29 protein-coding genes are annotated in these 24,355 nt (G+C 71.2%); 12 read left to right on the forward strand and 17 right to left on the reverse strand.

The genetic code is table 11. From position 1 onward, the window contains the following. The first annotated feature begins 116 nt into the window (after nt 1-116). Nucleotides 117-878, forward strand: a complete 762-nt coding sequence (locus tag ACH4SP_RS27715; RefSeq protein WP_398418542.1) for a hypothetical protein — start codon at nt 117-119, stop codon at nt 876-878. Nucleotides 879-957: 79 nt separating this feature from the next. Then, entirely contained in the window at nt 958-2,166 is a 1,209-nt protein-coding gene (locus ACH4SP_RS27720; RefSeq protein WP_398418544.1) for a cytochrome P450, read from the forward strand. Between the two features lie 104 nt (nt 2,167-2,270). On the opposite strand, the gene ACH4SP_RS27725 is transcribed toward ACH4SP_RS27720, so the two are convergent. The 6 genes from ACH4SP_RS27725 to ACH4SP_RS27750 all read right to left on the reverse strand — a co-directional run bounded on the left by ACH4SP_RS27725 (nt 2,271) and on the right by ACH4SP_RS27750 (nt 7,859). Continuing rightward, nucleotides 2,271-4,349, reverse strand: a complete 2,079-nt coding sequence (locus tag ACH4SP_RS27725; RefSeq protein ID WP_398418545.1) for an iron ABC transporter permease — start codon at nt 4,347-4,349, stop codon at nt 2,271-2,273. A gap of 22 nt (nt 4,350-4,371) precedes the next feature. Continuing rightward, nucleotides 4,372-5,358: an ABC transporter substrate-binding protein gene (locus ACH4SP_RS27730; protein WP_398418547.1), complete on the reverse strand. Its 987-nt coding sequence runs from the start codon at nt 5,356-5,358 to the stop codon at nt 4,372-4,374. 127 nt (nt 5,359-5,485) lie between these two features. Continuing rightward, nucleotides 5,486-6,382 carry an ABC transporter ATP-binding protein gene (locus ACH4SP_RS27735; protein ID WP_398418549.1) on the reverse strand — a complete coding sequence of 299 codons (897 nt, stop codon included), beginning with the start codon at nt 6,380-6,382 and terminating at the stop codon, nt 5,486-5,488. A 127-nt stretch (nt 6,383-6,509) separates the two neighbouring features. Beyond that, a complete protein-coding gene (locus ACH4SP_RS27740; protein WP_398418551.1) occupies nt 6,510-6,887 on the reverse strand; it encodes a peptidase inhibitor family I36 protein in 378 nt (125 codons plus the stop codon). Continuing rightward, nucleotides 6,884-7,432 (reverse strand): hypothetical protein, encoded by a 549-nt coding sequence (locus ACH4SP_RS27745; protein ID WP_398418553.1) that lies wholly within the window; start codon nt 7,430-7,432, stop codon nt 6,884-6,886. The genes ACH4SP_RS27740 and ACH4SP_RS27745 overlap by 4 nt, the downstream gene beginning before the upstream one ends. 40 nt (nt 7,433-7,472) lie before the next feature. Beyond that, nucleotides 7,473-7,859, reverse strand: a complete 387-nt coding sequence (locus ACH4SP_RS27750; protein ID WP_398418554.1) for a hypothetical protein — start codon at nt 7,857-7,859, stop codon at nt 7,473-7,475. A 262-nt stretch (nt 7,860-8,121) separates the two neighbouring features. Between ACH4SP_RS27750 and ACH4SP_RS27755 the strand changes: the two genes are divergently transcribed. Then, nucleotides 8,122-8,742 carry a DUF2867 domain-containing protein gene (locus tag ACH4SP_RS27755; RefSeq protein WP_398418556.1) on the forward strand — a complete coding sequence of 207 codons (621 nt, stop codon included), beginning with the start codon at nt 8,122-8,124 and terminating at the stop codon, nt 8,740-8,742. Between the two features lie 115 nt (nt 8,743-8,857). Here ACH4SP_RS27755 and ACH4SP_RS27760 read toward each other — a convergent pair whose 3' ends face one another. Continuing rightward, complete coding sequence (locus ACH4SP_RS27760; protein ID WP_398418558.1) at nt 8,858-9,562, reverse strand: class I SAM-dependent DNA methyltransferase; 705 nt, start codon at nt 9,560-9,562, stop codon at nt 8,858-8,860. A 121-nt stretch (nt 9,563-9,683) separates the two neighbouring features. On the opposite strand from ACH4SP_RS27760, the gene ACH4SP_RS27765 reads away from it, so the two are divergent. Then, a complete protein-coding gene (locus ACH4SP_RS27765; RefSeq protein ID WP_398418559.1) occupies nt 9,684-10,499 on the forward strand; it encodes an SDR family NAD(P)-dependent oxidoreductase in 816 nt (271 codons plus the stop codon). A gap of 172 nt (nt 10,500-10,671) precedes the next feature. Next, on the forward strand, nt 10,672-11,292 hold the full coding sequence (locus tag ACH4SP_RS27770; protein ID WP_398418560.1) for an L-threonylcarbamoyladenylate synthase: 621 nt from the start codon (nt 10,672-10,674) through the stop codon (nt 11,290-11,292). 65 nt (nt 11,293-11,357) lie between these two features. On the opposite strand, the gene ACH4SP_RS27775 is transcribed toward ACH4SP_RS27770, so the two are convergent. Together ACH4SP_RS27775 and ACH4SP_RS27780 are read right to left on the reverse strand one after the other, a co-directional pair. Beyond that, nucleotides 11,358-12,242 carry a LysR family transcriptional regulator gene (locus ACH4SP_RS27775; RefSeq protein ID WP_398418561.1) on the reverse strand — a complete coding sequence of 295 codons (885 nt, stop codon included), beginning with the start codon at nt 12,240-12,242 and terminating at the stop codon, nt 11,358-11,360. Between the two features lie 63 nt (nt 12,243-12,305). Beyond that, a complete protein-coding gene (locus ACH4SP_RS27780) occupies nt 12,306-13,853 on the reverse strand; it encodes an MFS transporter (RefSeq protein ID WP_398418562.1) in 1,548 nt (515 codons plus the stop codon). Nucleotides 13,854-14,208: 355 nt separating this feature from the next. Here ACH4SP_RS27780 and ACH4SP_RS27785 point away from each other — a divergent pair, with 355 nt between their 5' ends. After that, nucleotides 14,209-14,946 carry a DUF2470 domain-containing protein gene (locus ACH4SP_RS27785; RefSeq protein WP_398418563.1) on the forward strand — a complete coding sequence of 246 codons (738 nt, stop codon included), beginning with the start codon at nt 14,209-14,211 and terminating at the stop codon, nt 14,944-14,946. 90 nt (nt 14,947-15,036) lie between these two features. Here the strand turns inward: ACH4SP_RS27785 and ACH4SP_RS27790 are convergent, their stop codons facing one another. Together ACH4SP_RS27790 and ACH4SP_RS27795 are read right to left on the reverse strand one after the other, a co-directional pair. Then, nucleotides 15,037-15,264 (reverse strand): hypothetical protein, encoded by a 228-nt coding sequence (locus tag ACH4SP_RS27790; protein ID WP_398418565.1) that lies wholly within the window; start codon nt 15,262-15,264, stop codon nt 15,037-15,039. A 200-nt stretch (nt 15,265-15,464) separates the two neighbouring features. Then, nucleotides 15,465-16,031, reverse strand: a complete 567-nt coding sequence (locus tag ACH4SP_RS27795; protein ID WP_398418566.1) for a GNAT family N-acetyltransferase — start codon at nt 16,029-16,031, stop codon at nt 15,465-15,467. A 263-nt stretch (nt 16,032-16,294) separates the two neighbouring features. On the opposite strand from ACH4SP_RS27795, the gene ACH4SP_RS27800 reads away from it, so the two are divergent. The 3 genes from ACH4SP_RS27800 to ACH4SP_RS27810 all read left to right on the forward strand — a co-directional run bounded on the left by ACH4SP_RS27800 (nt 16,295) and on the right by ACH4SP_RS27810 (nt 18,112). Next, nucleotides 16,295-17,215, forward strand: coding sequence for an alpha/beta hydrolase (locus ACH4SP_RS27800; RefSeq protein ID WP_398418567.1), 921 nt, complete (start codon nt 16,295-16,297; stop codon nt 17,213-17,215). Between the two features lie 9 nt (nt 17,216-17,224). Further along, nucleotides 17,225-17,599, forward strand: coding sequence for an RNA-binding S4 domain-containing protein (locus ACH4SP_RS27805; protein WP_398418569.1), 375 nt, complete (start codon nt 17,225-17,227; stop codon nt 17,597-17,599). A gap of 99 nt (nt 17,600-17,698) precedes the next feature. Then, entirely contained in the window at nt 17,699-18,112 is a 414-nt protein-coding gene (locus ACH4SP_RS27810; protein WP_398419132.1) for a YchJ family protein, read from the forward strand. On the opposite strand, the gene ACH4SP_RS27815 is transcribed toward ACH4SP_RS27810, so the two are convergent. The 5 genes from ACH4SP_RS27815 to ACH4SP_RS27835 form a co-directional block, all read right to left on the reverse strand. Then, nucleotides 18,094-18,309, reverse strand: coding sequence for a hypothetical protein (locus ACH4SP_RS27815; RefSeq protein ID WP_398418570.1), 216 nt, complete (start codon nt 18,307-18,309; stop codon nt 18,094-18,096). The genes ACH4SP_RS27810 and ACH4SP_RS27815 overlap by 19 nt on opposite strands. 5 nt (nt 18,310-18,314) lie before the next feature. Next, nucleotides 18,315-19,457, reverse strand: a complete 1,143-nt coding sequence (locus ACH4SP_RS27820) for a DUF6397 family protein (RefSeq protein WP_398419134.1) — start codon at nt 19,455-19,457, stop codon at nt 18,315-18,317. Beyond that, a complete protein-coding gene (locus tag ACH4SP_RS27825) occupies nt 19,458-19,853 on the reverse strand; it encodes a roadblock/LC7 domain-containing protein (RefSeq protein ID WP_398418572.1) in 396 nt (131 codons plus the stop codon). It abuts the gene before it with no gap. A gap of 134 nt (nt 19,854-19,987) precedes the next feature. Further along, nucleotides 19,988-20,683 carry a GTP-binding protein gene (locus tag ACH4SP_RS27830; RefSeq protein WP_398418574.1) on the reverse strand — a complete coding sequence of 232 codons (696 nt, stop codon included), beginning with the start codon at nt 20,681-20,683 and terminating at the stop codon, nt 19,988-19,990. Nucleotides 20,684-20,777: 94 nt separating this feature from the next. Continuing rightward, a complete protein-coding gene (locus ACH4SP_RS27835; protein WP_398418576.1) occupies nt 20,778-21,182 on the reverse strand; it encodes a DUF742 domain-containing protein in 405 nt (134 codons plus the stop codon). Nucleotides 21,183-21,428: 246 nt separating this feature from the next. On the opposite strand from ACH4SP_RS27835, the gene ACH4SP_RS27840 reads away from it, so the two are divergent. Then, nucleotides 21,429-22,028 carry a class I SAM-dependent methyltransferase gene (locus ACH4SP_RS27840; protein WP_398418577.1) on the forward strand — a complete coding sequence of 200 codons (600 nt, stop codon included), beginning with the start codon at nt 21,429-21,431 and terminating at the stop codon, nt 22,026-22,028. A gap of 27 nt (nt 22,029-22,055) precedes the next feature. Here the strand turns inward: ACH4SP_RS27840 and ACH4SP_RS27845 are convergent, their stop codons facing one another. Continuing rightward, nucleotides 22,056-22,952, reverse strand: a complete 897-nt coding sequence (locus ACH4SP_RS27845; protein ID WP_398418579.1) for an oxygenase MpaB family protein — start codon at nt 22,950-22,952, stop codon at nt 22,056-22,058. Between the two features lie 164 nt (nt 22,953-23,116). On the opposite strand from ACH4SP_RS27845, the gene ACH4SP_RS27850 reads away from it, so the two are divergent. Together ACH4SP_RS27850 and ACH4SP_RS27855 are read left to right on the forward strand one after the other, a co-directional pair. Then, nucleotides 23,117-23,383 (forward strand): hypothetical protein, encoded by a 267-nt coding sequence (locus ACH4SP_RS27850; protein WP_398419136.1) that lies wholly within the window; start codon nt 23,117-23,119, stop codon nt 23,381-23,383. Between the two features lie 123 nt (nt 23,384-23,506). Continuing rightward, on the forward strand, nt 23,507-24,310 hold the full coding sequence (locus ACH4SP_RS27855) for a hypothetical protein (RefSeq protein WP_398418581.1): 804 nt from the start codon (nt 23,507-23,509) through the stop codon (nt 24,308-24,310). The last annotated feature ends 45 nt before the right edge of the window (nt 24,311-24,355 follow it).

Genomic DNA, 24,355 nt, shown 5'->3' on the forward strand with positions numbered 1-24,355 from the left:
CCAAGTCGGCCGGACCCGCAGGTGGTTGACGTCGATCCGGCAGGCGTGATGGTCTTCCGCCTTCGACCCGATCATGCCGAGCCGCACGGATGCCGTCACCCCAGGAGCGACCCACCATGCAGGAACTCCCCGTGAAATCGACCGAGTTGGTCGTTCCGCAGCACGCGTACGGCTTTCCCGGTGTGGGGTTCGGCGGTTACGCGGCGGGGCTCCTCGCACGGAACTTCGCGGCCGACGCGTCGGTCAAGGTGAGCTTCCGGCGGCCGGTTCCGCTCGGCTCCCCCGTGACGGTGCGCGCCTCGGCCAGGGGCGGGTACGAGCTGGCCGACGGCGACGGCGCCCTCGTGACGGCCCAGGTGCACGAACCCGTTGCCGGGCCCCCGCGCATCCCGTCCTGGGACGAGGCGCTCAGGGCCGAGAAGGAACATCCCCTGACGGATTCCCCCTTCAGCACGCGTGACTGCTTCGGATGCGGCATGGACCGGGAGCCCGGTCGGGGCCTGCGGCAGAACTTCTCCCTGCTGGCCGAGGAGTCCATGGTGGCCACCACCTGGCGGCCGGATCCGGCGCTGGGTGCGGGGTGTTCGACACTGGCCTCCGAGCACCTGTGGGGCGCTCTCGACTGTCCCGGTGGCTGGGCCTGCCGGCTGTTCGGCGACGCGCCGCGCCACACGGTGACCGCCTACCTCGCCACGACCGTGGTCCGGCCGGTCGTACTCGGTGCGGACCATGTGACCTTCGGCTGGCCGATCTCGCACTCGGGTCGCAAGCACATGGCGGGCAGTGCGATCGTGACGCGCGAGGGCGAGCTCTGCGCCTACTCCCAGGCACTCTGGCTCGCCCCGCCCGCTCCTGCCGAGGGCGGGCCCGTTTCGTAGCCTCCGGGGCGGCGGGCGCGCGGGCGCTTTCCCCACTCCCCCCTGGTCACGGCGGGTGCCGGGCGGCTAGCGTCCGTCCATGGATGCCGTTTTTGACCCGTGGTCGCCCGAGTTCCTTGCCGACCCCACTCCCGCCTACGCCGAGTTGCGCGAGCGCGGCCGGGTGCACTGGTTCGAGCCGACGCAGCAGTGGCTGGTGCCGCACCATGCCGATGTGTCGGCGCTGCTGCGCGACCGGCGCCTCGGCCGCTCGTACCAGCACCGGTTCTCGCACGAGGAGTTCGGCCGCACCGCGCCGCCGCCCGGCAACGAGCCCTTCCATGTCCTCAACGACCACGGCATGCTCGACCTGGAGCCGCCGGACCACACTCGGATCCGCCGCCTGGTCTCCAAGGCCTTCACACCCCGTACGGTCTCCCAACTCGTGCCGTACGTCGAGCAGTTGGCGTCCGAGCTCGTGGCGGGGCTGGTCGCGGAGGGCGGTGGCGACCTGCTCGGGTCCGTCGCCGAGCCGCTGCCGGTGGCCGTCATCGCGCACATGCTGGGCATCCCGGAATCGGACCGGGCTCCGTTGCGGCCCTGGTCAGCGGACATCTGCGGGATGTACGAGCTGAACCCGTCGCCCGAGACGGCCGAGCGGGCGGTGCGGGCCTCGGTCGAGTTCTCCTCGTACCTGCGGGAGTTGATCTCCCTGCGACGCAGGGACCCCAGCGACGACCTGCTCTCCGGTCTCATCGCCGCGCACGAGGACGGGGAACGCCTCAGCGAGCAGGAGGTGATCTCCACCTGCGTACTGCTGCTGAACGCCGGTCACGAGGCGACCGTGAACGCCACCACGAACGGCTGGTACGCACTGTTCCGCAATCCGGCGCAGCTGGCGGCGCTGCGGGCGGACCCGGCGGGTCTTGTGCCCACGGCGGTGGAGGAGCTGATGCGGTACGACACCCCGCTGCAGCTCTTCGAGCGGTGGGTGCTCGACGACATCGAGATCGACGGGGTGAAGATCGGGCGGGGTGCGGAGGTCGCCCTGCTGTTCGGCTCGGCCAACCACGATCCGGAGGTCTTCGCCCGGCCGGAGCAACTCGATCTGGCCAGGCCGGAGAACCCCCACATCTCCTTCAGCGCGGGCATCCACTACTGCATCGGCGCGCCCCTGGCCCGTATCGAACTGGCTTCCTCGATGCGTGCGTTGCTCGTCCGGGCACCGGGCCTGAGGCTGGCGGCGGAGCCGGAGCGCAGGCCGAACTTCGTCATGCGGGGGCTGCGGGAGCTGATCGTCGAGATGTGAGAGCGGCGAGATGTGAGAGCGGCGAGATGTGAGAGCGGGCGGCAGTGCACACCCCTCGGTGTGCACTGCCGCCCGCCCGGTCCGTGCTTCGGAGCGCTCTGCCCCTACTTGTTCGCCCCCCGGGTACGCAGCAGCAGCCACAGGAAGTACGGCGTGCCGATGACCGCCGTGAGCAGGCCCGCACCGAGCTGGGCCGGTGCGATCACCGTCCGGCCCACCACGTCCGCCGTGCCCACCAGCACCGCGCCCAGCAGGATCGACACCGGGACCACCCGTACGTGCCGGCGGCCCACCAGGGCGCGTGCGGCGTGCGGGGCGACCAGTCCGACGAAGGCGATGGTCCCGGCGGCGGCGACGGCCGACGCGCTCAGCAGGACTCCGACCGCGAGGAAGCCGAGGCGGGAGCGGGAGAGCCCGAGGCCGAGCAGCCGCGGGGTGTCCTCGTCGAGCGAGACGAGGTCGAGCTCGGTGCGCCGGACGACCGCCAGGGCGAGTGCCGCCACCAGCACGACGGCGAGCGGCAGCAGGTCCGGCAGGGTGCGCCCGTACGTCGAACCGGACAGCCAGGTCAGCGCCTTGGTCGCGTTGAACGGGTCGGTCAGGACGATGAACAGGCTGATCAGCGCGGTGCTCGCGGTGGCGACGCCCATGCCGACCAGGACCAGCCGGTTCTGCTGGAAGCCGCCGCGCGCGGAGAGTCCGAAGACGATGACGGAGGCGAGCGCGGCGCCTGCGAAGGCCGCGCCCGCCATGCCCGTCGGCCCGGCCAGGGGCACGGTCGTCACCAGGATCACCGCACCGAGCGCGGCTCCGCCGGAGACGCCCATGACCCCGGGTTCGGCGAGCGGGTTGCGGGTCACGGCCTGGATGAGGGTGCCGGCCAGGGCGAGGGCCGCGCCCGCGAGGAGGGCGGCGAGCACCCGGGGCACCCTGGTGTCGAGGACGTAGGAGACACCCCGGCCGGCGTTGCCCTGCGCCCAGTTCACGACGTCGCCGAGCAACAGCTTGGCGTCGCCGAGCAGTACGGACGCGATGATCAGCCCGACCAGGACCGCCACCAGCGTGACGGCGACGGTGAGGAAGAAGGCCCGGCTGCGGATGCGGAGCTTGTCGGGCGGGGACTCGGCGCCCAGGTCCCGGCCCCTGGTCGCCAGGACGATCAGGAAGCAGGCGCCGACGAGGCTGGTGACCACGCCGGTCGGCACGGACGTGGAGGTGTCCGCCGATATCAGGGTGCGGAGCACGACGTCCGAGCCGAGTACGAGGACGACGCCGGTCAGCGCGGACACCGCCACGTTCTGGCGCGCACGGGCGAAGCCCCGGTGGTAGCGGGCCAGGACGCGTACGACGGCCGGGGCACAGAGTCCGACGAAGCCGATCGGCCCGCAGAGGGTGACGGCGGCGGCGGACAGCAGCGCGGACAGTACGACGGTGGTCACGCGGGTGGCCCGTACGGGCACTCCCAGGCCGCGTGCGGCGTCGTCGCCCAGTGCCAGGGCGTCGACCCGGCGGGCGATCAGCAGCAGCCCGGTCAGTCCGACGACGGCGAGGGGCAGCATCCACAGCACTCCGCTGAAACCGTTCTGGGCGATGCTGCCCTGGTTCCAGTCGTACAGCCCGTGGGTCTCCTCGGGGAACAGCAGGAGCAGGCCCTCGGTGACGGCGGTGAGGCCGAGGGTGAGCGCGGTGCCCGCCAGGACCAGCCGTACGGTGCCGGCGCCGAGTCCTGACATGCCGAGCACGATCGCGGCTGCCGCCAGGCCGCCGGCGAAGGCGACGCCCGAGGCGGCGAACATCGGCAGCGAGACGCCGGTCGCGGCGGCGATTCCGAGCGCCAGGTAGGAGCCCGCGTTGACCGCGAGGGTGTCGGGTGAGGCGAGTACGTTGCGGCTGACGGCCTGGAGGGCGGCGCCCGCCATGCCGAGTACCGCGCCGACGAGGATTCCGGCGACCATGCGCGGCAGCCGGGAGGCGACGATCACGGAGGCGTCCGCCTGGTCGGCCTGTCCGGTGAGCGCCTTCCAGACCTGGGCGGGGCCGACGTGGGCGGTGCCCTGGGCGATGTCGATGACGGCGAGGACGGCGACCAGCAGGACGAGCACGGCCGTCACCGCTACCGCGCCGCCCTTCCGGGAAACCGCCGCCGTGGTGGGGGCGGGGGGTGCGGTGGTGGTGACGGCCATGATGTTTACGCGTGTCCCGTCGTCACTTCTTCTTCAGGGCGGTGACGACGGAGTCGACGTACTGCTCCATCGACATGGTGCCGCCGAACATCCACACGCCGTCGGGCAGGCGGTGCACCTTGTTGCCCGTCACGAACGGCAGGGACTTCCACACCGCGTTGTCCTTGAGCGCGCCGGTGAAGACGTTGCTGCTCTGGTCCGTGTCGTTGGAGATGTACGCGAACTCCGCGTCCTTGTCGAGCTTGGTGAGGCCCTCGACGTCGGTGCCACCGAGGCCGTAGGCCGGGTCGCCCTTGACCTTCCAGGGGTTCTGCAGACCGAGCCTGTCGTTGACCGCACCGATCAGCGAGCCGCTGGTGAAGGCGCGGATGTCGACCTTGTTGCCGGTCAGGTAGCCGTCGGCGAAGGCGAACTTCGTGCCCTTGTGCCCGGCCTTCTCCAACTCCTGCTTGCCCGCGGCGAGCTTGGCGTCGAAGTCCTTCTTGAGCTTGTCGGCCTTCTGCGTGGCACCTGTCGCCTTGGCGATCATGTCCAGGTTCTTGGTCATCGTGCCGATGGGGTCCTTGGCGTCGGCCGCCGTCAGGGTCAGGACCGGAGCGAACTCCTTCAGCTGCTTGACGGCGGCCGCCGGGAGGTCCGTGGTGGCGATGATGAGGTCGGGCGCGAGGGCGGCCACGGTGTCCATGCTGGGCTCGCGGCGGGTGCCGATGTCCTTCGGCGCGTTCTTCAGCGGGGCCGCCTTGTCCCAGGCGGTGTAGCCCTTGACGTCGGCGACGCCGACCGGGTCGACGCCGAGCGAGACCAGGTGCTCGACGACGTCCCACTCGGTTCCGACGACCTTCTTGGCGGGGCCGTCCAGCTCCACCTTCTTGCCGGTGGCGTCGGTGAGGGAGATGCGCTCGGCGGGCTTCTTCTCCGCCTTGTCCGCGGCGGGCTCGGTCGTGCCGCAGGCGCTCAGGGTGAGGGCGGCGGCGGTGGCCGCTGCGGCGGCGAGGAGGAGTCGTCTCATGGCGTGGTACTGAGCCTTTCGGTGTGCGCGGTGCGCGCGATCTGCCTGGGGGGCCTGCAAGTGGTTTGCGGGGGTGGTGTTTGCGGGGCGCGGTGCCGCCCTGCGGGCACCGGCCTCTGCGTGGGTGCTATGCGTGAGTGCTGACCTGCGCGTCGTCGCTGTCCAGCACGCGGACGCCGTCGGGGGTCCGCCGCGTGTGGTGCCGGCCGATCGCCCGAGTGCGCAGCCGCCCCGTCAGCGGGTCGGTGGAGACCTCGATCCGGATGCCGTACGTGTCCGTCAGCTGCTCGGGTACGAGTACGACCGCGGGCTCTCCGTCCGAGATCACCCGTCCTGCCCGGAGCAGCACGATCCGGTCGGCGACGGCCGCCGCCTGGTCCAGGTCGTGCAGCACCACGCCGACGGCGATGCCATGGTCGTCCGCCAAATCCCTTATCAGGTCCAGGAGTTCCACCTGGTAGCGGAGGTCGAGGTAGGTCGTCGGCTCGTCCAGGAGCAGTACGCCGGTCTCCTGCGCGAGGCAGCTCGCGAGCCACACCCGCTGGAGCTGGCCGCCGGAGAGGTGCTCGACGCCCCGCTCGGCGAGTTCGGTGACGCCGGTCATCTCCAGTGCCCGGTCCACGGCCGCCCGGCCGCCCGGATCGGCCCGGCCCCAGCGTCCCCGGTAGGGGTAGCGCCCGAACTCCACGACGTCCCGCACGGAGAGCCCGCTGGGCGTGGGCCGCCCCTGGGTCAGCAGCGCGACGTGCCGCGAGAACTCACGGGGGGTCAGTGCGAATCCGTCCGTCCCCTCGTCGAGGGTCAGCGCCGCGCTGCGGGCCCGCTGCAGCCGTGCCACGGTCCGCAACAGCGTTGATTTCCCACTGCCGTTCGGCCCGACCAGTACGGTCACCTGCCCTGCCGACAGTTCGAGGGACGCCTCGTGCACGACGTCGACGCCGTCGTAGGCCACGGTGACGCCCGTGGCGGAAAGGGTGTGGCCACGGGGAGACGCGGCCTGGAGGAGTTCTTCACCGACATTCACACGCCGAAGGTTAGCCTAACCTAAGCATGGCTGAAAACGGTCAGTGAAGAGGCCCCTGTCCACCGACGCACGGCCGGTGAACAGGGGCCTCGGCAAGAGCGGTCCGCCTACGTCCGGGACCGCTCCGTCAGCACTGCATCGCCCAGACGTGTGCGTCACCGCGGTCGTTGGCGTTCGCGTTGGAGGCGACCTCCTGGCCGGGGGCGAGGCAGATCGTCCGGGCGCCGCCGTCCGACGGCCACTGGATGGCGTCCTCGTAGACGATGACGTGGTCCTTGATGCCGGGTCCCGAGATCGCGTGGTTGGCCCACGACGAGTCCGTGTCGGCGATCCAGCTCTCCCACCACTCGTCGTCACCGGACGAGGAGAAGACCCTGCCGCTGAAGTTGGCGTCCTGCCAGACGCAGAAGGAGCCGCTGGCACAGGGCGCCGCGGCGGCGGGCGTGGCCAGCGCGCCGCCGGCGGCGAGCAGGGTGGCGGTGAGCAGGGTGAGGAGGCGCTTCATGTACGGATGCCTTTCTGGGTGTGTGCAGCTTCGGTGAGGAGGGTTCTCGCGCGGCGCAGTGCTTCTTCGCGCAGCCGTCGGTAGTCGGTGCGGTCCGCGGCGGGTGCCGCGGAGCGGAGGTTGGCGACGCGGGTCGAGACCTGGAACCAGCGCCGTTGGTCGCCGTACAGGCGGCGCTGCGCGGCGGCCAGGCAGCCGTCGGTGTGCTGGCTGATCACATGGCCGCTGGGGAGGGCGAGGGAGAGTTCGGCGCGGCCGGTCCCGAAGAGGGCGTCGGAGATCCGGCGGGCCCCGGCGGGTGAGGGGGTGGCGGCTCCGGGTCTGGGCGGGGCGAGGCCCCTGCCCGTCATGCAGCGGTCGGTGATCAGCTGCTGGGCCGCCTTGAGCGTGTCGTCGGGCCCGAGTTCGATCCGCTGTGCCGGTGCGGCGCAGCCGCCCAGTACGAGAGTGGCGGCCAGCAGCAGGGCGGGCACGCACTTCTTCGTACGGCCGGGCACGGGCCTCTTCGTGCAGCCGGGCAACAGCCCCTTCGTACGGTCGGGCACGAGCCCCTTCGTGCGGCCGGGCACGGGCATGACGGGCGGCTCAGCCGGGCTGGCAGTCGGTGGGCCTGCCGCGCTGGACCCCGTCCAGCTTGTCCCACCACTCCCAGTAGCCGGAGTAGTCGCCCCCGTAGACGGTCCGGTAGAGGCAGCCGCCATCGCGGGGGAAGTGGAGGGCGTAGAAGGTTTCCTGGGTCTGGTTGCTGAAGGACTTCGCGTGCCGTTTCACATGGGGCGCGGCTTCGGCGTAGCCGGTGCCGTTGGAGCACCAGCCGCCGCCCGGGCCCGTCTCATTGGCTTCGGGCCAGAAACAGATGTAACCGGGCAGAGCCGCCTCGGCGGAGGGCGCTGCGCGAACGGTCTGTGCGGTCGCGGACGGCACGGCGGCGACCAGGGCGACGGTGGTCAACAGGGCGGCGGACAAACGCATATGGGCAAGCCCCCGAGGAAGCGGACGAATAGTGCGGTCGCAGCCTTCCACGTACAAATCTCCGATACACCCACTTCCACCCGTAACGGTGAGTAGTCGTACCGCAGGAGTCACACACAACGCGTGAGCCCCATGGCGGGCCGACCGATGCCGGGCACCCGGGCCGGGATCCGGTCCATGCGGCTTCGCACACCGCCTATACGCCGCCGTACAGATGGTGCTAGGTTGCTTTATACGGCACCGTATAGAGAGGGGTCCCGTCATGAAACTCCCCACCACCGCGCACACTTCGCGGCCCTGGCGGATTCATTCGATCGCGCCGGACTTCCGGCTTGAGGACGTGTGGGCGCTTCCGACGCCGGGCGGCCCGGACGATCTCGCACACCTGGTGGACCTGTTCACCGACGCACACAAGGACGACGATTCGAAGCCGGCCGCACACGTCTCCACGCCCGTGTCGCGGCTGCTCTTCGCAGTACGGGACAAGCTCGGGAAGCTGCTCGGCTGGGACAGGCCCGAGAAGGGCGTCGGGGGCCGGGTGCCGTCACTGCGGGGGCGGCTGCCCGCGGATCTGCGCGACGGCCCCCGGGGATCCGACCTGCGGTCGGAGCCGTTCACGTCCGTCTACCAGACACACGACGAGTGGGTGGCCGAGATGGGCAACGGGACCGTGCACGGGCTGATGCACATCGGCTGGGTGCCGGACGGGGCAGGCGGCTACCGAGGACAGATGGCCGTCCTGGTGAAGCCCAACGGACTTGCCGGCGCTGCCTACATGGCCCTCATCAAACCCTTCCGGTACCTGGGGCTGTACTCCGCCTTCATCCGCGGGATCGGAAGGGAGTGGGAGGAGAGCGCCCATCGACGGAAGGTGGCGGGCTGAAGCGCGCCGGGCCGGTGGACGGCGGGCTGAACGAGTGGTGGATCGGCGGACGGCGGGCTGACGAGTGGTGGGCCGACGGACGGCGGGCTGACGTGGTGGGCCGACGAGTGGCCCGTCAGCGTGGTGACTGTCCGGGGCGCTGCTCGTCCGGGGCTCCGAGCGGCAGGCGGCGGGCCAGGAAGTAGCACCGGCGGGTCTCGGCCTCGTGGGCGTAGTGGGTGCGTTCCATCCGCATCTCGACGGTGAATCCGGCTGCTTCGAGGAGCGGGGCGATGTGCGCGGGGTCGAGGAACCGGAAGTCGAGGTTCACGCCGTGCCCCCACCACTCGTCCATGTGCCGGACCTCTTCGCCGACGTGGAAGGAGAGCAGGAGCAGACCGGCGGGGCGCAGCGTCCTGCACATCTCGTCGAAGGCACGGGGCAGGTCGCCGGGGTCGAGGTGGATGATCGTGTAGAGGGCAACGGCCGAGGCGAACTCGGCGTCCTTGGCCGGGAGTTCGCGGAGGTCGCCTTCGCGGAACTCCACTTGGGGGAACCTGCGCCGCCCGGCCTCGACCATGCCTGCGGACAGGTCGATGCCCACGGTGCGCGCACCGTGCCCGGCGAGCCAGGCCGCCACGTGTCCTGGCCCGCAGCCCAGGTCGGCGACCGTGGCCCCCCGCTCCGTCTGTTCCAGGAGCGCGGTGAGGAGCGCCCGGTCCAGCGGCTTGCCGTCGAGTTCCTCGTGCAGCCGGTTCGCGTACTCCTCGGCCACGGCGTCGTAGCTGCTGCGTACCTCACTACTGCGTACGGCTGAAATGTGGTGCTCACGATCACCCATGCCGGGCAGCATCCCACGGGCGGCCGGTTCGGCGGGAGGGACCGGAGCCGGTCAACGCCCGTGCTGCAGCGGGTGGTTCGGGCGCCGCCCAGGACGGACCCAGCGGCCCTAGGGTGTGCGCATGACACGATTCGACGGATACGCCGCACTGGTCACCGGCGCCGGTCAGGGCATCGGCGCTGCGATCGCCCGCCGGTTGGCGGCAGAAGGCGCGCGGGTGCTCGTCACGGACCGGGACGCGTCCCGTGCGGCACAGGTGGCCGAGGGCATCCGCGACAGTGGCGGGGTCGCGGTGGCCCAGCCGTGCGACGTCGTCGACCGGGCTTCGGTGGAGGCGGCCGTGGACAGGGCCGTGGAGTCCTTCGGCGGTCTCGACATCCTGGTGAACAACGCCTACTCGTGCCATCCGGACCCCTCCCGCTTCGAGAAGGCCGAGGACGGCCCTTGGTACGAGGACTTCGAGGTCACCCTGCACGGCGCGTACCGCTGTGTCCGCGCCTGCCTCCCGCATCTGGCGGCGGCCGGCGGGCGGGGTGCGATCGTCAGCATCGGCTCGGTCAACGCGGAGCAGCACTTCGGCAACCACGCGTACAGCGCCGCGAAGGCCGGACTCGCCTCGCTGACCCGCACCCTGGCCGTCGAGTGCGCCCCGCGCGGTGTGCGCGTCAATCTCGTCGAGCCCGGCACCGTACGCACCAGTGTCTGGGACGACCGTCCTGGCGTGCTCGAACGCGCCGCCGGGCACTACCCGTTGGGGCGTGTCGGCGAGCCGGACGACATCGCCGCGGCCGTCGCCTTCCTCGCTTCGGCGGACGCGTCCTGGGTCACCGGGGTGACGCTCCCGGTCGACGGCGGCCTGCTGGTGAGCAATCTGTCGATGGTCAGCTCGATGGGCGGCGGCGGTGCGGAGGGGGTGGGGCAGGATCCGGTCGGGTGACCGCACGGCGGGGCCGACGAGAGACCGCACGGCCGGGCCGACGGGCGACTGCACGGCCGGGCCGACAAGTGACTGCACGGCCGGGCCGACGGGTGACTGCACGGCTGGGCCGACAGGTGACTGCACGGCCGGGCGGACGGGTGCGGGGGTCCTGATCGCCTAGACTCCGCGGATGGCGAAGTACTTCGATGTGCACCCCGAAAACCCCCAGCCCCGGACCATCAAGAGCGTGGCCGAGAGCATCCGTTCCGGTGCGCTCGTCGCGTACCCGACGGACTCCTGCTACGCGCTGGGATGTCAGCTCGGCAGCCGGGACGGGATCAACCGGATCCGGTCGATCCGCAATCTCGACGACCGGCACCACTTCACCCTCGTGTGTCATGACTTCGCCCAGCTGGGCCAGTTCGTGCAGCTCGACAACAAGGTGTTCCGTGCCATCAAGGCCGCGACGCCGGGCAGCTACACGTTCATTCTGCCCGCGACGAAGGAGGTGCCGCGGCAGCTCCTGCACCCGAAGAAGAAGACGGTCGGAGTGCGCATCCCCGACCATGTCGCCGCGCAGGCCCTGCTCGCCGAGCTCGGTGAGCCGCTGCTGTCGAGCACCCTGCTGCTGCCCGACCAGGCGGAGCCGATGACGCAGGGCTGGGAGATCAAGGAGCGCCTCGACCACGAGGTGGATGCCGTGATCGACTCCGGCGACTGCGGCACCGTACCGACCACGGTCGTGGACTTTTCGAGCGGCGAGGCGGAGATCGTCCGCCGTGGGGCGGGCGACACCGAGCGGTTCGAGTAGTTCCTGCTCCTTTCGAGTGGTTACTGCCACTTCTGCCTTCTACCGGTGGAGAACCCGGAGGGGGATCACGGGCGGATCGTCCCCTGGGCGACCGCCACGAACTGCCGCAGAGTGGCGGATTCGTTGTCGGAGCGCCAGGCCAGGGCGACGGTGGACACCGGTGCGTCGGCGATGCTGACGAACCTCACATCGGGTCTGTTGTAGAAGCGGCGTGCTCCCTCGGTCGTGATGCTGACGCCCCTTCCCGCCGCCACCGCCTGCAACTCGCTCTCGAACGAGGCCGCTTCGGCGCCGACCAGCTCGGCGGCGCCTCCGCGCCGGTCGTTGAGCAGCCAGAAGTCCCGCCAGGGCCCCTTGACCGGCGAGGCGACCAGTGCCTCGTCCAGCAGGTCGTCGACCATGACCTCGTCGCGCTGAGCGAGCCGGTGGCCGATCGGCACGGCGGCCACCAGCCGCTCGCGGGCGAGCACCACGTGGGCGAGGCCGGGGGCGTCCTGCGGGAGGCGGATGAAGGCGGCGTCGGTGGTGCGGTCCGCCAGCCCGGCCGAGGTGTCGGTGAAGTCGAACTCCCGGACCTCCACATGGACCTCCGGGACGTCGCGTTGGAACTTCTGCAGGATGTTCGGTGCGAAGTCGAGCCCGGCGGCCACCAGGAATCCCACGGTGAGCCGCCCGCTCCTGCCCTGGGCCGCGAGCCTGGCCGCCCGGACCGCTCCGTCGAAAGCCGCCACCGCGGCCCGTGCGTCCACCAGGAAATCGGCACCCGCGGGGCTCAGCCGGACGCCGTGCGGGTGCCGGATCAACAGTTGGAGACCGAGGGCCCGTTCGAGTTGCTGAATCTGCCGGGAGAGGGACGGCTGGGCGACTCTGAGCCGGACGGAGGCCCTGGTGAAGTTGCCTTCTTCCGCGACGCCGATGAAGTAGCGGAACTGCCGAAGGTCAACTGTCATGGCCGGTAACCTACCGGCTCGCTGCGGCGGTGCGGCGCGGCGCAGGGTCCCGCTCGGCCGGCTTCAGTCGGCCTTGGCGGGGACCGCCCCGGGAAGGTCTCCGGGCGCGGGATCAGAAGCGGGTCCGGACGCAGGTCCGCGCGTGGATCCGTGTCCGGATCCGGACACGGGCCCGGACTTGGCCTTGGCCTTGGCCTTGGCCTTGGATGCCGGTTCGGCGGTGGTGGCGCCGTCTCCACGGCGGTTCGGCAGGAGCAGTACGGACACCACGGTGCCGACGGCCACCAGGACGCCTGCCAGGAGGACCGCCCGGCCGTATCCCTCCGCCACTGTCCGCCCGGCGGTCACCGCGGCGGTGGCCACCGCGAGACCGACCGCCAACCCCACGGCCGAACCCACCTCCTGAGTGGTCGTCAGCATTCCACCGGCCAGACCGTGGTGCTCCGGGTCGACCTCGTCGATGCCCGCGACCGTCCACGCCGGGAAGGCGATCCCGTACCCGATCCCGGAAAGCAGCGCACCCGGCAGGACCGAGCCCGCCCAGCTCCCGTCGCCCGGCAGCGAGAACCCGAGCAGCACCAGGCCCGCCGTGAACAGGACAAGGCCCGTGACGATCACCGGTTTGGTGGCGAACCGGGCGACCAGCGACGGCCCCACCCACGCGCTGAACACCAGGAACGCGACGGCCATGGGGAGCAGCCCGAGACCCGTCCTGAGGGGTGTGAAGCCGAGCACGATCTGCATGTGCAGCGCGACGATGATGAAAGTGGGGCCCAGCCCGATATTGGCCAGCAGCGAAATGAGATTGGCACCGCCCACCGAGCGCTTCCGGAAAAGACGCAAGGGCATCAGCGGTTCGACGGCCCTCGACTCGACCCTTACGAAGACCGCGAGCAGGAGAATTCCCACTGCCATCAGGCCGAAGGTGGCCGGGTGCCCCAGGCCGATGTGCTCACTGTTGGCGAAGGCGTAAATGAGTGTGGTGACGCCGCCTGCGACGAGCAGTGCTCCGGCCACATCCAGATGTGCGGGCCCCGAGCGCGCCGAAGGCTTCCCCTCCGGCAGGAAACGGGCCAGCGCCACGACCAGAATTCCGATGGGCACGTTGAGCCACAACACCCAGCGCCATCCCCATGCGTCGGTGATGAAGCCACCGAGAATCACTCCGGCCGCCAATCCGCTCGCCGCCACCGCGGCCCATGCCCCCAGCGCCCGGTTCCGCTGCCTGCCCGGCGGACGGCTGGTGGTCAGGAGGGAGAAGGCCGCCGGTGAGAAGAGTGCGGCGCCGAGCCCCTGCAAGGCCCTGGTGACGATCAGCATGAGGGGACTGGAGGCAAAGCCGCCCACCAGGGAGGCAAGGGTGAAGACGATCAGACCCATGACAAAGATGCGCCTTCTGCCGACCACGTCGGCGGCCCTGCCGCCCAGCAGGAGGAATCCCGCGATGGCCACGCCGTAGGCGTTGACGACCCATTGGATGCCTCCGGCCCCGAAACCCAACTCCCGTTGAATTTCGGGCAGGGGCACGGTGGTGATGGAGAAATCGAGAATGGCGACGAATTGCGTCGTACAAAGCAGGATGAGAATGATCCGCTGACGGAGAGAACTCACGTGACACCTTTCACGCAGCCCGGAATTCGGGAGAACTCCGTCACTCTCACACGCAGTTGTCGGCACCGTCCAAGACCTGTTGCTCCCGCCCGGTATAGCTTTTCGCTCTGGCAGCGGGGCGGGCTGAATGGGAGCGGGTGTCAGCCCGATCGCTCCGCCGGGACGTCCAGCACCGGGCAGCACCGGGCCGCATCGGAGGTGGGCCGGAGGTGGGCCGGAGGTGGGCGGGGCAGAGTGCAGACGCCCGCGACTACGGCCGAAACGGGGCGCCTCATACCCCCCAGAGATGCATTAGGTTAGGCTTACCTAAGTTGCCCGCTCCGGTGATTCACCGCTGCCCTCATGGAGATTCCGCATGCGCCTGCCCCGCACCCGCGCCCCGCAGCCGACCAGCGCCGAACGCGTGCGCTCCGTACTGGCCGCCGCCCACTCGATGACGGTCGTCAGCGACGGCGTGCACACGGAGGTGCGCAGGCTCGACGGTGCGGGAGTGATGAGCCGCATCCACCTCCACGAACCGGTCGGGGCGACCGGGGACGCCCACCCCTCCCCCGGCCACCCCGACTCCCCCGGTCACGAACGCATCCCCGTCCGGCTGGAGTTCACCGACGTCGCACCCACCCCGGTACGGGACCGGGTGCGCGCACGCGTCACCCTCACCGGCCTCCTCGCCGCCCCGTACGACACGTCGGCGACCGACGAGAGCACCTGCATGGAGTTCGGGCAGGCCGTCATCGAGGACGCCGACGGACGCACGTACGTCACCCTCGACGCGCTGGAGCACACCTCCCCCGACCCGCTCGCCCCCTGCGAGGCCGCGATGCTGACCCATCTCCTGGACTCGCACGCCGAGTTGATCCCGCTGCTGCTGCGCCTGGCGCCCGCGCCCCGGACCGCCGCCCTGACCCGCGCGCTGCCGCTGGCCATGGACCGGTACGGCCTCACGCTGCGCCTGGAGTACCCGCACACGCACAGCGACGTACGGCTGCCGTTCCCCACCCCCGTGACCGGGGTCGAACAGGCGGGTCCGCAGATCCAGGGGCTGCTGCGGGCGGCCCGCCGGATGTCCCACCCCAACCGGCTGCCGGCCTGAGCGAAGGCCCGTGCGACTCGGGGCCCCGGAGACGGACGCGGAGCAGAGGTCGCCGCGGAGCAGGGATCGACGCGGAGCGGGGGCAGGGACTCAGAGACCGCAGATGTCGCACCCGAGCCGCTCGGCCTCCGCCCGCCAGGCCGGTTCCGGGTCGACGAAGTACTGGACCTCGCCCCGGCGGTAGGCGTCGAGATCGTGCTGGATGACGGCGCACCGCTCCGGTTCGGGTGTGCGGTCGGCCGACGCGCCGGGGGCGGACAGAAGACTGCCGCCGACGATGACCGCGGCGACGGCAGGGGCGGTACGTACGCGCATCATGGTGGGACCTTCCTCGGCGGGCAGAACGGCGGGGGCTCGGAACTGCCGGTGTGGAACCCCAGTGTGTCCGGCCCCGCTTCCAGTAGGCATCCGCCGACACGCTTCCGCATTCCGGGCGGGTGCCCGGACGCGTTCCTGGCCGGTACAGGCACAGGTACCCGCGTTCCTGACCGGGTCCAGGCACCGGTGCCTGGACCCGGTCAGGAACGCCGTTCCCACTCCGTGCGGGTGAGTTCGTACTCGACCTCGCCGTGCTCCGAGCCTTCGATGGCTTCGGGCCAGTCGTCGGTGTAGTTCCGCACGAAGGTCAGGCCCGCCTTCTCCATCACCCGGCGGGATCCCGTGTTGACCGCCATGGTGTTGGCGGTCACCCGCGCCACGCCCAGATCCGTGAACCCCTTGTGGATCAGGGCACGTGAGCCCTCCGTCGCATAACCGTTGCCCCAGGCCTCCTTGCCCAGCCGGTAGCCGAGTTCGACCACGGCGGCGCTGCGGTCGTCCAGCGGGCGGAACTCGAACCAGCCCAGGAAGGCCCCGGTGCTCCTGTCCTCGGCGGCCCAGTAGCCGCGCGTGCCGAGGCAGGGGTGGTCGTGCAGGAGCCGGGGCAGCGTCCGGGTGCGGATCGCCTCGCGGGTCGTCGGCCGGCCGCCGTTGATGTAGCGCATGACATCGGGGTCGTTGTCGAGCGCCAGCAGGTGGTCGATGTCCGTGTCGGTCCCGGTGAAGGGGCGCAGGGCGAGTCGTTCGGTCGCCAGGAAGAGGTGCATGCGGCGATCGTCACCGGCCGGGGCCGGAGCCGCCACCGGATTTCAACGGTGAGCTGCCCGATCACCGCCGTGTGCACGTCCTCGCCGTGCGCGCGTCCTCGCTGTGCACGCGTGCTCGCCGTCTGGGGGAAACAGACGGACGAGCCGTGGCCCGGCCAGAAGGCCTTCACACCATGGAAGTTGACTGTCGTACGGTCCTTCCCCTCCGTGCAGGAGGCACGTACATTCGCCGCATCAGTGACGGACCGTCAGGGAGCGACGCCATGCCGATCGAACCCGCACTCCAGCAGTTCCTCGACCAGATTCCGCCGATGGACTGGTCCCTCGATCCCGTGGACTTCCGCGCGCGGGCGGCAGCCGCACTCTCCCTCATGCCGGTCACGACGGAACTTCCCAAGGTCGTGAACGCGAGCATCCCCGGCCCCGCCGGCGAGGTTCCGGTGCGCGTCTATCATCCTTCGCTCGACCCCGGGCTGCCCGTCACCGTCTTCTGTCACGGCGGCGGTTTCGTGATCGGCGGCCTGGACAGCCACGACGCCCTGTGCCGGACGACGGCCCGGGAGACCGGCTCCCTCGTGATCTCGGTCGACTACCGGCTGTCCCCCGAGCATCCCTTCCCCGCCGCCCTGGAGGACGGCTTCGCCGCGTACGCGTGGGCGCGGGAGTACGTGGCCGACTGGGGCGGCGATCCTGGCCGCATCGCCCTCGCCGGGGACAGCGCGGGTGCGTCGATCTCCGCGGCGGTCTGCCTGATGGCACGGGACCGGGGCCTGCCGCAGCCGGTCTTCCAACTGCTCTGGTACCCGGCGACCGCGCTGGACCCGACTCCTTCCCGCACCCGTTTCGCCGAGGCGCCGATCCTCGACGCGGACGCCATGAGGTTCTTCAACCGGCACCACTACGGGACGATCTCCCGCGAGGAGGCGATCCCGTACGGTGCGGTGGCGCACGCCGACGACCTCTCGGGCCTCGCCGCCGCGTACGTCCTGGTGGCGGGCAACGATCCGCTGCTGGACGAGGGGATCTCGTACGCCAGGCAGCTGCGCGACGCGGGCGTCCCCGCCCGGCTGGACGTCCAGGAGGGCATGGTGCACGGGTTCCTGAGCTTCGCGGACCTGGTGCCGTCCTGTCGCACGGCGGCCCGGCCTTCCCTGACCGCCCTGCGCGCGGCGCTGTCGCATTAGGGTGGCCGCATGGCTTCGGATGCGGGAACCGTACGGGTGGACAGCTGGATCTGGTCCGTGCGGCTCATGAAGACACGGTCGACGGCTGCTGCCGCCTGCAGGGCCGGGCACGTACGGATCAACGGGGAGCGCGCCAAACCGGCACAGTCGGTGCGCGTCGGTGACGAGGTGCGGGTGCGGCAGGAGGGCTGGGAGCGGGTCGTCATCGTGTCCCAGCTCGTACGCAAGCGGGTGGGGGCGGTGCCGGCCGCGGAGTGTTTCGTGGACAAGAGCGCCCCGCGTCCGCCGAAGGAGGCCGTCGGTGCGGGTGTCCGGGAGCGTGGCGCCGGGCGGCCGACCAAGCGGGACCGGCGGGAGTGGGAGCAGTTGCGCGGCGGGCTCTGAGCGGCGCCCCGGCGGCCGACGGACGGACCCCGGCGTGCGGGAGCGAGGGGGCGTGCGAGACGCGGGGCGCTGTCGGGGGAGGATGGGGGCATGTCCCAGATGCCTCGTTCTCGTACGAAGTCCAGTGCCACGGCCCCCTGCCCCTGTGGGCGCGAGCAGTCCTACGGGGACTGCTGCGGGCGATTCCACCGCGGGGACGCCGCGGCACCGACCGCCGAACGTCTGATGCGCTCGCGCTACAGCGCGTTCGTCGTCCTCAACGCCGACTACCTGCTGCAGACCTGGCATCCGACGACCCGGCCCAGCGCTCTGGATCTGGACCCCGGGCAGCACTGGACGGGGCTCGACATTCTGTCCACGGCGAACGGCTCCGCCTTCCACCAGGAGGGAACCGTGGAGTTCCGTGCCCATTTCGTCCACGAGGGTCACGCGGACAGCCAGCACGAGGTGAGCAGGTTCGTGCGGGTCGACGGGGCCTGGTCCTACCTCGACGGTCAGAACAGCGGCAGCTGACCTGGGAACTCCGGTGTCGCGTAGCCGTCCAGGGACGGCTGCAGCGCCGACCCGAGGGGCGCCGAGCTGCGCGAGCCAGGACAGGAGATCAGCTCTGTCGTGCCACGCGCGCCGGGTGGGTCGTGGCGGGCGAAGCGCGCGGCGACGACAGCGATTTCGCGGCGGCAGACGGGACATACACGGCGAGGAGACGACACGTGGATCAGTGTGCCTCATCGGCCCGCCTCCGCCGCTTCAGGCCGGGCATCCAGGCACACAGCAAGGTGCGCAGGGCAGGCACAGCAGGCATGGGACGCACGGCAGGCACAGCAGGCATGACAGGAACGGCAGCTCGGGCCCGGGAGGAACCGGCCACGGTGGTGGCCCGGCCGGGCAGGGGCAGACGTGCGCGTGCCTCTTCCAGTGACAGGGCCAGGCTCAGCCTGATCCACTTGATCTCGTCCTCCTCGTCCGCCACGAGCAGGCGGTGCACGATCTCGCGGGCGGCGGGACTGCGGGGTTCGGCGGCGACAAGTCCGGACCGGAGCCCGGCGATGCGGGCGGCTTCCCGCGGATCGTCCAGTACCTGGTCGAGCTCGTCCTGCTCCAGGAGCGAGCTGAAGATCGCCGCCTGTTCCCACGGATTCTCGGTCCGTGCGAGCAGCTGGCCGAGCCGGCGGCTGCGCCAGTTGCGGGCCCGCCGGTCCTCTCCCCTGTCGAGCGCGGTGCGCATGGCCGCCGGGTAGTTGCCGGTCAGCAGCTCGGGATGGCGGGCCTTGAAGTCGGTCAGTTCCTCGACGAGGTAGAGCCAGACGACGGCCCGGTACCGGTTGAGGTAGAACTTTGCCAGGCTGAGGTATCCGGCGCGGGCGAGGCCGGTGAACCGGGTCCTGCCGATGTGCAGGAGGGCCGCCCCCTCGGTGGTGCCGGCCGTCCGCAGCCGCTCCCTGAGCGGAGTGGCGGTCGCCTCCAACTCCCGCAGCCTGTCGACCTCTTCACGGGCGACGCGCCGCCCGCCCTCGCCCGCCATGACGGTGCGGATGCGGCCGAGCTGCACGGCGAGGTCGAACTCGCTTCTTCTGAGTCCCAGTTCCTGTGCCGCGCGGACGGCGGTGACGGTGCCGTGCGGGGCGGGGGTGGTCGGCCCCGCCCCGCACCTGCCGAGGTTCCTGAACTTCCCGGACTGCTTGTACTTCCTGGACTGCTTGTACTTCCCGAACTCCTTGCACTTCCCGGACTTCTTGTACGGCCATGACGGTCCTCCCCGTGAGTTATGAACACTCTCGGTAACGACCGTAGCCCGGTGGGACCGGATCGCGCTCGGCCTGTGGACAACCCTCAGGCCGAGCGCATTTCCGCAGGTCAGTCAGGCACCGGGGCTTCGCGCTGCCACCTTGAGATGCTCGCCCACCCTGTTCACCAGCAGCGTCATCTCGTACGCGACCTGGCCGAAGTCGGCCTCGGCCGCGCTCAGTACACACAGACAGCTGCCTTCGCCCGCCGCGGTGACGAAGAGGAGCCCGTCGTCGAATTCGACCATCGTCTGACGCACCTTGCCCGCCCGGAAGTGCCGACCCGATCCCTTCGCCAGGCTGTGCAGTCCCGAGGAGACGGCGGCGAGATGCTCCGCGTCCGCCCGTTCCAGCCCTGCGCTCGCCCCGGTCACCAGTCCGTCGCTGGAAAGGACCAGTGCGTGCCGGATGTGCTGGATCCGGTTCGTCAGGTCGTCGAGCAGCCAGTCAAGTCCCTTGTTCAGCGCCATGGTTCGGCTCTCCCCGCTCATTCGTTCCCCGTGTCCCCTGTTCTCCCGCAAGCCTTACCCACTGTCGGCGTGGCGGCAAGCAGATCGGATCACCCGGGAATCGGCGAACGGCGGGGGCGGCGAGGAGTAGCCGGTCAGCCCATCGAGTCGAGCATGCGCGTCGTGTGCACGCGCCCCGCGTACTCGACCAGCCGGATCAGCACCTCTTTGCCGGAGTCGCGGTCGCGTGCGTCGCACAGCACCACGGGGGTTCCCCGGTCGAGGTCGAGTGCCTGGGAGACTTCGCGCGCCCCGTAGGACTGCGCTCCGGCGAAGCAGTTGACCGCGACGACGAAGGGGATGCGGCGGTCCTCGAAGTAGTCCACCGCGAAGAAGCTGTCGGCGAGCCTGCGGGTGTCGGCGATGACGACGGCGCCCAGCGCGCCCTGCGAGAGGTCGTCCCACAGGAACCAGAAGCGGTCCTGACCCGGGGTGCCGAACAGGTAGAGCGACAGCCCGGACCGGATGGTGATGCGGCCGAAGTCCATGGCGACGGTCGTCGCGGCCTTGCGGTGGACTCCGGCGGTGTCGTCCACCGACTCCCCCGCCTCGCTGAGCAGTTCCTCGGTGCGCAGCGGGCGTATCTCGCTGACGGAGCCGACCAGGGTGGTCTTGCCGACTCCGAAACCGCCCGCCACCAGTATCTTCAGCGCCAGGGGCGCGCTGTCCTCCTCCTCGACGGCTCCGGCGTCGTCGACGGGGGCATGGTCGGGAGCGACGGCACGGTCGGGAGCGGCGGGGCTGTCGGGGCCGTCGTTCTGCTCGGAGCCCTCGGGGACCTCGGGAAACATGGGGGACTTCTTTCGGCAGTCGGGCTGGGGTCGGGATCCGCACCGCCTGGACCCGGTCGGACGCCCCGGACCGCGTCCAGGCGGTGGTGCGGCTTCACAGGGCGCGCAGGCCTTCGATCACTTCCTGCAGGGGCAGTTCCGCGGGCGGGCCGGCGGGGCGCGCGGGACCGTTCAGCACCAACTGGCCCGCTGCGAGGAGGTCGTTCAGGAGGGTGCGTACGACACCGGTGGGCAGGTCCGCCGCCACGGCGAGTTCCGCGACGGTCCGGGGGCCGGTGCGGCAGAGCGTGAGCAGGGTGTGGTGGGCGCGACCGAGCAGCGCGGGGTCCGGTTCACCGGCGCCGGTCACGGCGGTGACTTGGGCGACGAGGTCGAGGGGCGCGCCCGCCAGGCCCGGGGCGGCGCGCACGCCGGACTGCGCGTAGGGACGTACGAGTGGGCCCGCGTCGGCGTCGTACCACTGGGTGCTGCCCTCGGCGGCCCTCTGATGCTCGATCATCCGTGGCTTTCTCCGGCTCCGGCGGTGCTGCGGTGCGGTGCGGTGTGCCCCGTGGATTCCGGACGGTAGCCCCGCCGGGGTGCGATCCCGCCGCCGGTTTCGAAAGCCGGCGCAATGTGGCGGGAAGGTTGCCACGCTCGATCGGGGCGGGCCCGAACGTGCGCGCGGAAGGCCGTGCCACTGCTGCGGTGCACCACCGCTGTCCGCGCGAGCCCGGGCGGACGGGATGCGGGAGATCATGTGGTCATGACCGATGACCACATGCAGGTTCAGGAGTTCTTCGGTGTCCGCGCCGCCCGTTGGGACGCGCGTTTCCCGGACGACGGTCCCGCGTACGAGGCTGCCGTCGCCTCTTTGAGGCTGCGGCCGGGCGACGCCGTGCTGGACGCGGGCTGCGGTACGGGGCGGGCGCTGCCGTACCTGAGGAGGGCGGTGGGGCCGACCGGAACGGTGCTGGGCGCCGATCTGACCCGGGAGATGCTGGACGAGGCCGCCCGCGCGGGGCGCGGGTCGGCCGCACTGCTGCTGCAGGCCGACGTCGCACGGCTGCCGGTCGCGCCGGGCTCCCTGGACGCGGTGTTCGCCGCGGGGCTGATCGCGCATCTCCCCCGCCCCGGGGAGAACCTGCGCGAGCTGGCCCGCACCGTGCGCCCCGGCGGCCTGCTCGCCCTGTTCCACCCGGTGGGCCGGGCCGCCCTCGCTGCGCGGCAGGGGCGGCAGATCACCGAGGACGACCTGCGGGCCGAGCCCCGTCTGCGTCCGCTGCTGGCCGGATCGGGCTGGCGCCTGCTGTCGTACGTCGACGAGGACAGCAGGTTCCTGGCACTGGCGGCCCGTGCGGAATGACGGGCCAGGACTGGGCCCGTCATTCCGCTACGAGGTGCCGCGTTGCGGGTGGGGCACCGGGCAGCCGCGCACGCCGGGCACCGGGAAGGTGCCCAGGGCTGCGACCTCGTAGCCGTTCGGATACCCCTTGATCTCGGGGTTCTGGCGGGCGTAGTGCGGGGTGCTGCGCGGCGGCAGCAGACGTACCGCGCGGGCGCGCAGCCGCAGGGCGCCCCGGACCGCCGAACGGGCCAGCGGATGCGGGCGCTCGTACCGGAAGGCCCGCAGCAGCGAGTCGTCGAGGAGGGCGCGGGCCGCGCCCCGGACGAGGGGCGCCAGCGGCGCCGGGTACCAGGAGGCCATGAGGTCGAGGGTCGCGTCGGAGACTCTGCGGGCGCCCTCGTCCCAGCCGAAGTGGTCCGCCTCATAGAGGTCGAGGCAGCGCTCGAACTCCTCGTACGTCTGCGGGAGTTCCCGGATGCCCAGGTGGGTGCCGAGGGTGCGGTAGTACGCCGCCGAGGCACGCACCTCGTGGTCGGAGAGCCTGCGCCAGCCGTACTCGTCGATCCACCGCTTGGGGGTGACGACGAACGTGCACAGGACGTAGCGCATGTCGTCGTTGCTGATGTCGTAGCTGCGGTGCATCCGGTTGATGCGGCGGACGGCGGTGCGGCCCTCCTCGCTGTCGAAGCCGTGCTCGACGACGGTGTCCAGGAGGAGGGCGGTGTCGTCGTAGCGCTTCTGCGAGCGGTCGGTCAGCTCCGCGGTCTCGGCGAGGAGGCGCCCGATGCCGGGGACCGCATAGGTGCGGTAGAGGGCCAGCTCCAGGGCCCTGGTGAAGTCCCACGGGAACTCGTAGGAGGAAGTGATCCGGTAGATCTGCAGGAAGTCCCGCTCGGGGTCGAGCTGCTGCACCTGCCGGAGCCGCTCGTAGCGCTTCACCACGCGTCGCCCTTCTGCCGTGTCGTGCGGCTGCCCCGTCGTCACTGCTGCCGCGTTGCCGGAGGCCCAACTCTACGGTGGTCGGGCACACTTGAAGAGTCGGCCGATCCACTGCTCACGGGGACGTGATCCGGGTGCTCAACAGAATCAGGCGGTTCGTCCGGTCGCTGCAGGCGCCGCGCCAGGAGGAGGTCAGGGCGGTGCCGGAACCCCGGCGGCAGCACAACCTCTTTGAGGCGGCGGCCGTCTATGTGGCCGCCTGCGCGGAGGACGACGAGCCGCGCAGTGACGAAGCGGCCGGATGGGTCTCGCCCGAGGCTCTGTCGTTCGGGGTGACGGAGCTGGCGTGCCGGGCGGTGATCGCGCTCGCCCGCGAGCGGGACGAGCCTCCCCAGAGCGTGGCCCGCAGTCTGCTCGGGCTGCCCGCGGCCTGACCCTGGGGGCCGTGAGAGGTCCTCGGCCCGACCTGCGGAGGTCCGCCGCCCGCCCAGGGGCTCGACGATCCGGTTACCGGCTGGTTAAGGTGCGCCGACGACCGATCATCTGGGGAGGGTGCCGTGACCGGGACGGAAGCTGCCGGGGACGACGAGCTGTTCGTACTCACCGCGGTCCTGCTGACGCCTGCACAGTTCCCGAGCGTGCTCGGCGACGACTTCCCCGCCGCGTGTGCGGCGCTCGGTCTGGAGCCGCTCGGCACGGGGTACGGGCTGGTCTTCGGTCAGGACGGCGCCGGCGCCCGCTGGACCGTGGCCGTCGACGACGTGTCGCTGGTGGCGGTGGCCATCGCGTCCTGGGACTGCGGCATGGAGTACGACCTGTCGCCGCCGGAGCGCTCGGTGGTGGCCGCGCTGCCGGGCTGGCCGCTCGCCCTCGCCGTCTCCGCGCCCGGGGTGCCCGCGCCGCACGACCCCGGGCCCGAGGAGGCCGGGGTGGAGGGCGCGGGGCCGGTGCTGTCGCCGCCCGACACCGAGGAGTGGGGGCCCGCGCAGCGGCGGCTGGGGGCCGACGAGATCGGCCGGCAGTGGGCGACGTGGCGCGGGCAGCTCGACGAGGAGAGCGGCACCGAGTCGTTCGAGGGCACGGAGGGCGAGCTGCACCCCGGGGTGCGGAAGGTCATCGACGCACTGCACGGGTACGTCGCCGAGCCGCCGCCACCGGGCCGGGTGCGGTCGGCGTTCGCCACGGTCGAGGCACGGACGCTGCGGGCCGACGGGCCCGGCTGGTCGTTCGTGGCCAGGACGGACGACATCGCGTTCCTGCTGCTGGACGAGGAGCCGGGGGAGGTCCTGCCGGTGGGTCGGGGCGCCGAACTGCCCGGGTTGCTGGAGTCGTTGGACAAGCTGGCCGTACGACCGTCCTGACGCCGTCGGCACACGGACGGCCGGTCGCGGCGCCGACGGCTGTGG

The sequence above is a fragment of the Streptomyces sp. NPDC021093 genome, assembly GCF_044333135.1.
In the GTDB taxonomy this organism is placed as follows: Bacteria; Actinomycetota; Actinomycetes; order Streptomycetales; family Streptomycetaceae; genus Streptomyces.

What these genes read in the sequence shown, in the direction of transcription:
- ACH4SP_RS27715 (WP_398418542.1), top strand. Translation starts at nt 117, where the DNA reads ATGCAGGAACTCCCCGTGAAATCGACCGAGTTGGTCGTTCCGCAGCAC.
- ACH4SP_RS27720 (WP_398418544.1), top strand. Translation starts at nt 958, where the DNA reads ATGGATGCCGTTTTTGACCCGTGGTCGCCCGAGTTCCTTGCCGACCCC.
- ACH4SP_RS27725 (WP_398418545.1), bottom strand. Translation starts at nt 4,349, where the DNA reads ATGGCCGTCACCACCACCGCACCCCCCGCCCCCACCACGGCGGCGGTT.
- ACH4SP_RS27730 (WP_398418547.1), bottom strand. Translation starts at nt 5,358, where the DNA reads ATGAGACGACTCCTCCTCGCCGCCGCAGCGGCCACCGCCGCCGCCCTC.
- ACH4SP_RS27740 (WP_398418551.1), bottom strand. Translation starts at nt 6,887, where the DNA reads ATGAAGCGCCTCCTCACCCTGCTCACCGCCACCCTGCTCGCCGCCGGC.
- ACH4SP_RS27750 (WP_398418554.1), bottom strand. Translation starts at nt 7,859, where the DNA reads ATGCGTTTGTCCGCCGCCCTGTTGACCACCGTCGCCCTGGTCGCCGCC.
- ACH4SP_RS27755 (WP_398418556.1), top strand. Translation starts at nt 8,122, where the DNA reads ATGAAACTCCCCACCACCGCGCACACTTCGCGGCCCTGGCGGATTCAT.
- ACH4SP_RS27760 (WP_398418558.1), bottom strand. Translation starts at nt 9,562, where the DNA reads ATGGGTGATCGTGAGCACCACATTTCAGCCGTACGCAGTAGTGAGGTA.
- ACH4SP_RS27765 (WP_398418559.1), top strand. Translation starts at nt 9,684, where the DNA reads ATGACACGATTCGACGGATACGCCGCACTGGTCACCGGCGCCGGTCAG.
- ACH4SP_RS27770 (WP_398418560.1), top strand. Translation starts at nt 10,672, where the DNA reads ATGGCGAAGTACTTCGATGTGCACCCCGAAAACCCCCAGCCCCGGACC.
- ACH4SP_RS27775 (WP_398418561.1), bottom strand. Translation starts at nt 12,242, where the DNA reads ATGACAGTTGACCTTCGGCAGTTCCGCTACTTCATCGGCGTCGCGGAA.
- ACH4SP_RS27785 (WP_398418563.1), top strand. Translation starts at nt 14,209, where the DNA reads ATGCGCCTGCCCCGCACCCGCGCCCCGCAGCCGACCAGCGCCGAACGC.
- ACH4SP_RS27790 (WP_398418565.1), bottom strand. Translation starts at nt 15,264, where the DNA reads ATGATGCGCGTACGTACCGCCCCTGCCGTCGCCGCGGTCATCGTCGGC.
- ACH4SP_RS27795 (WP_398418566.1), bottom strand. Translation starts at nt 16,031, where the DNA reads ATGCACCTCTTCCTGGCGACCGAACGACTCGCCCTGCGCCCCTTCACC.
- ACH4SP_RS27800 (WP_398418567.1), top strand. Translation starts at nt 16,295, where the DNA reads ATGCCGATCGAACCCGCACTCCAGCAGTTCCTCGACCAGATTCCGCCG.
- ACH4SP_RS27805 (WP_398418569.1), top strand. Translation starts at nt 17,225, where the DNA reads ATGGCTTCGGATGCGGGAACCGTACGGGTGGACAGCTGGATCTGGTCC.
- ACH4SP_RS27810 (WP_398419132.1), top strand. Translation starts at nt 17,699, where the DNA reads ATGCCTCGTTCTCGTACGAAGTCCAGTGCCACGGCCCCCTGCCCCTGT.
- ACH4SP_RS27825 (WP_398418572.1), bottom strand. Translation starts at nt 19,853, where the DNA reads ATGGCGCTGAACAAGGGACTTGACTGGCTGCTCGACGACCTGACGAAC.
- ACH4SP_RS27830 (WP_398418574.1), bottom strand. Translation starts at nt 20,683, where the DNA reads ATGTTTCCCGAGGTCCCCGAGGGCTCCGAGCAGAACGACGGCCCCGAC.
- ACH4SP_RS27835 (WP_398418576.1), bottom strand. Translation starts at nt 21,182, where the DNA reads ATGATCGAGCATCAGAGGGCCGCCGAGGGCAGCACCCAGTGGTACGAC.
- ACH4SP_RS27840 (WP_398418577.1), top strand. Translation starts at nt 21,429, where the DNA reads ATGACCGATGACCACATGCAGGTTCAGGAGTTCTTCGGTGTCCGCGCC.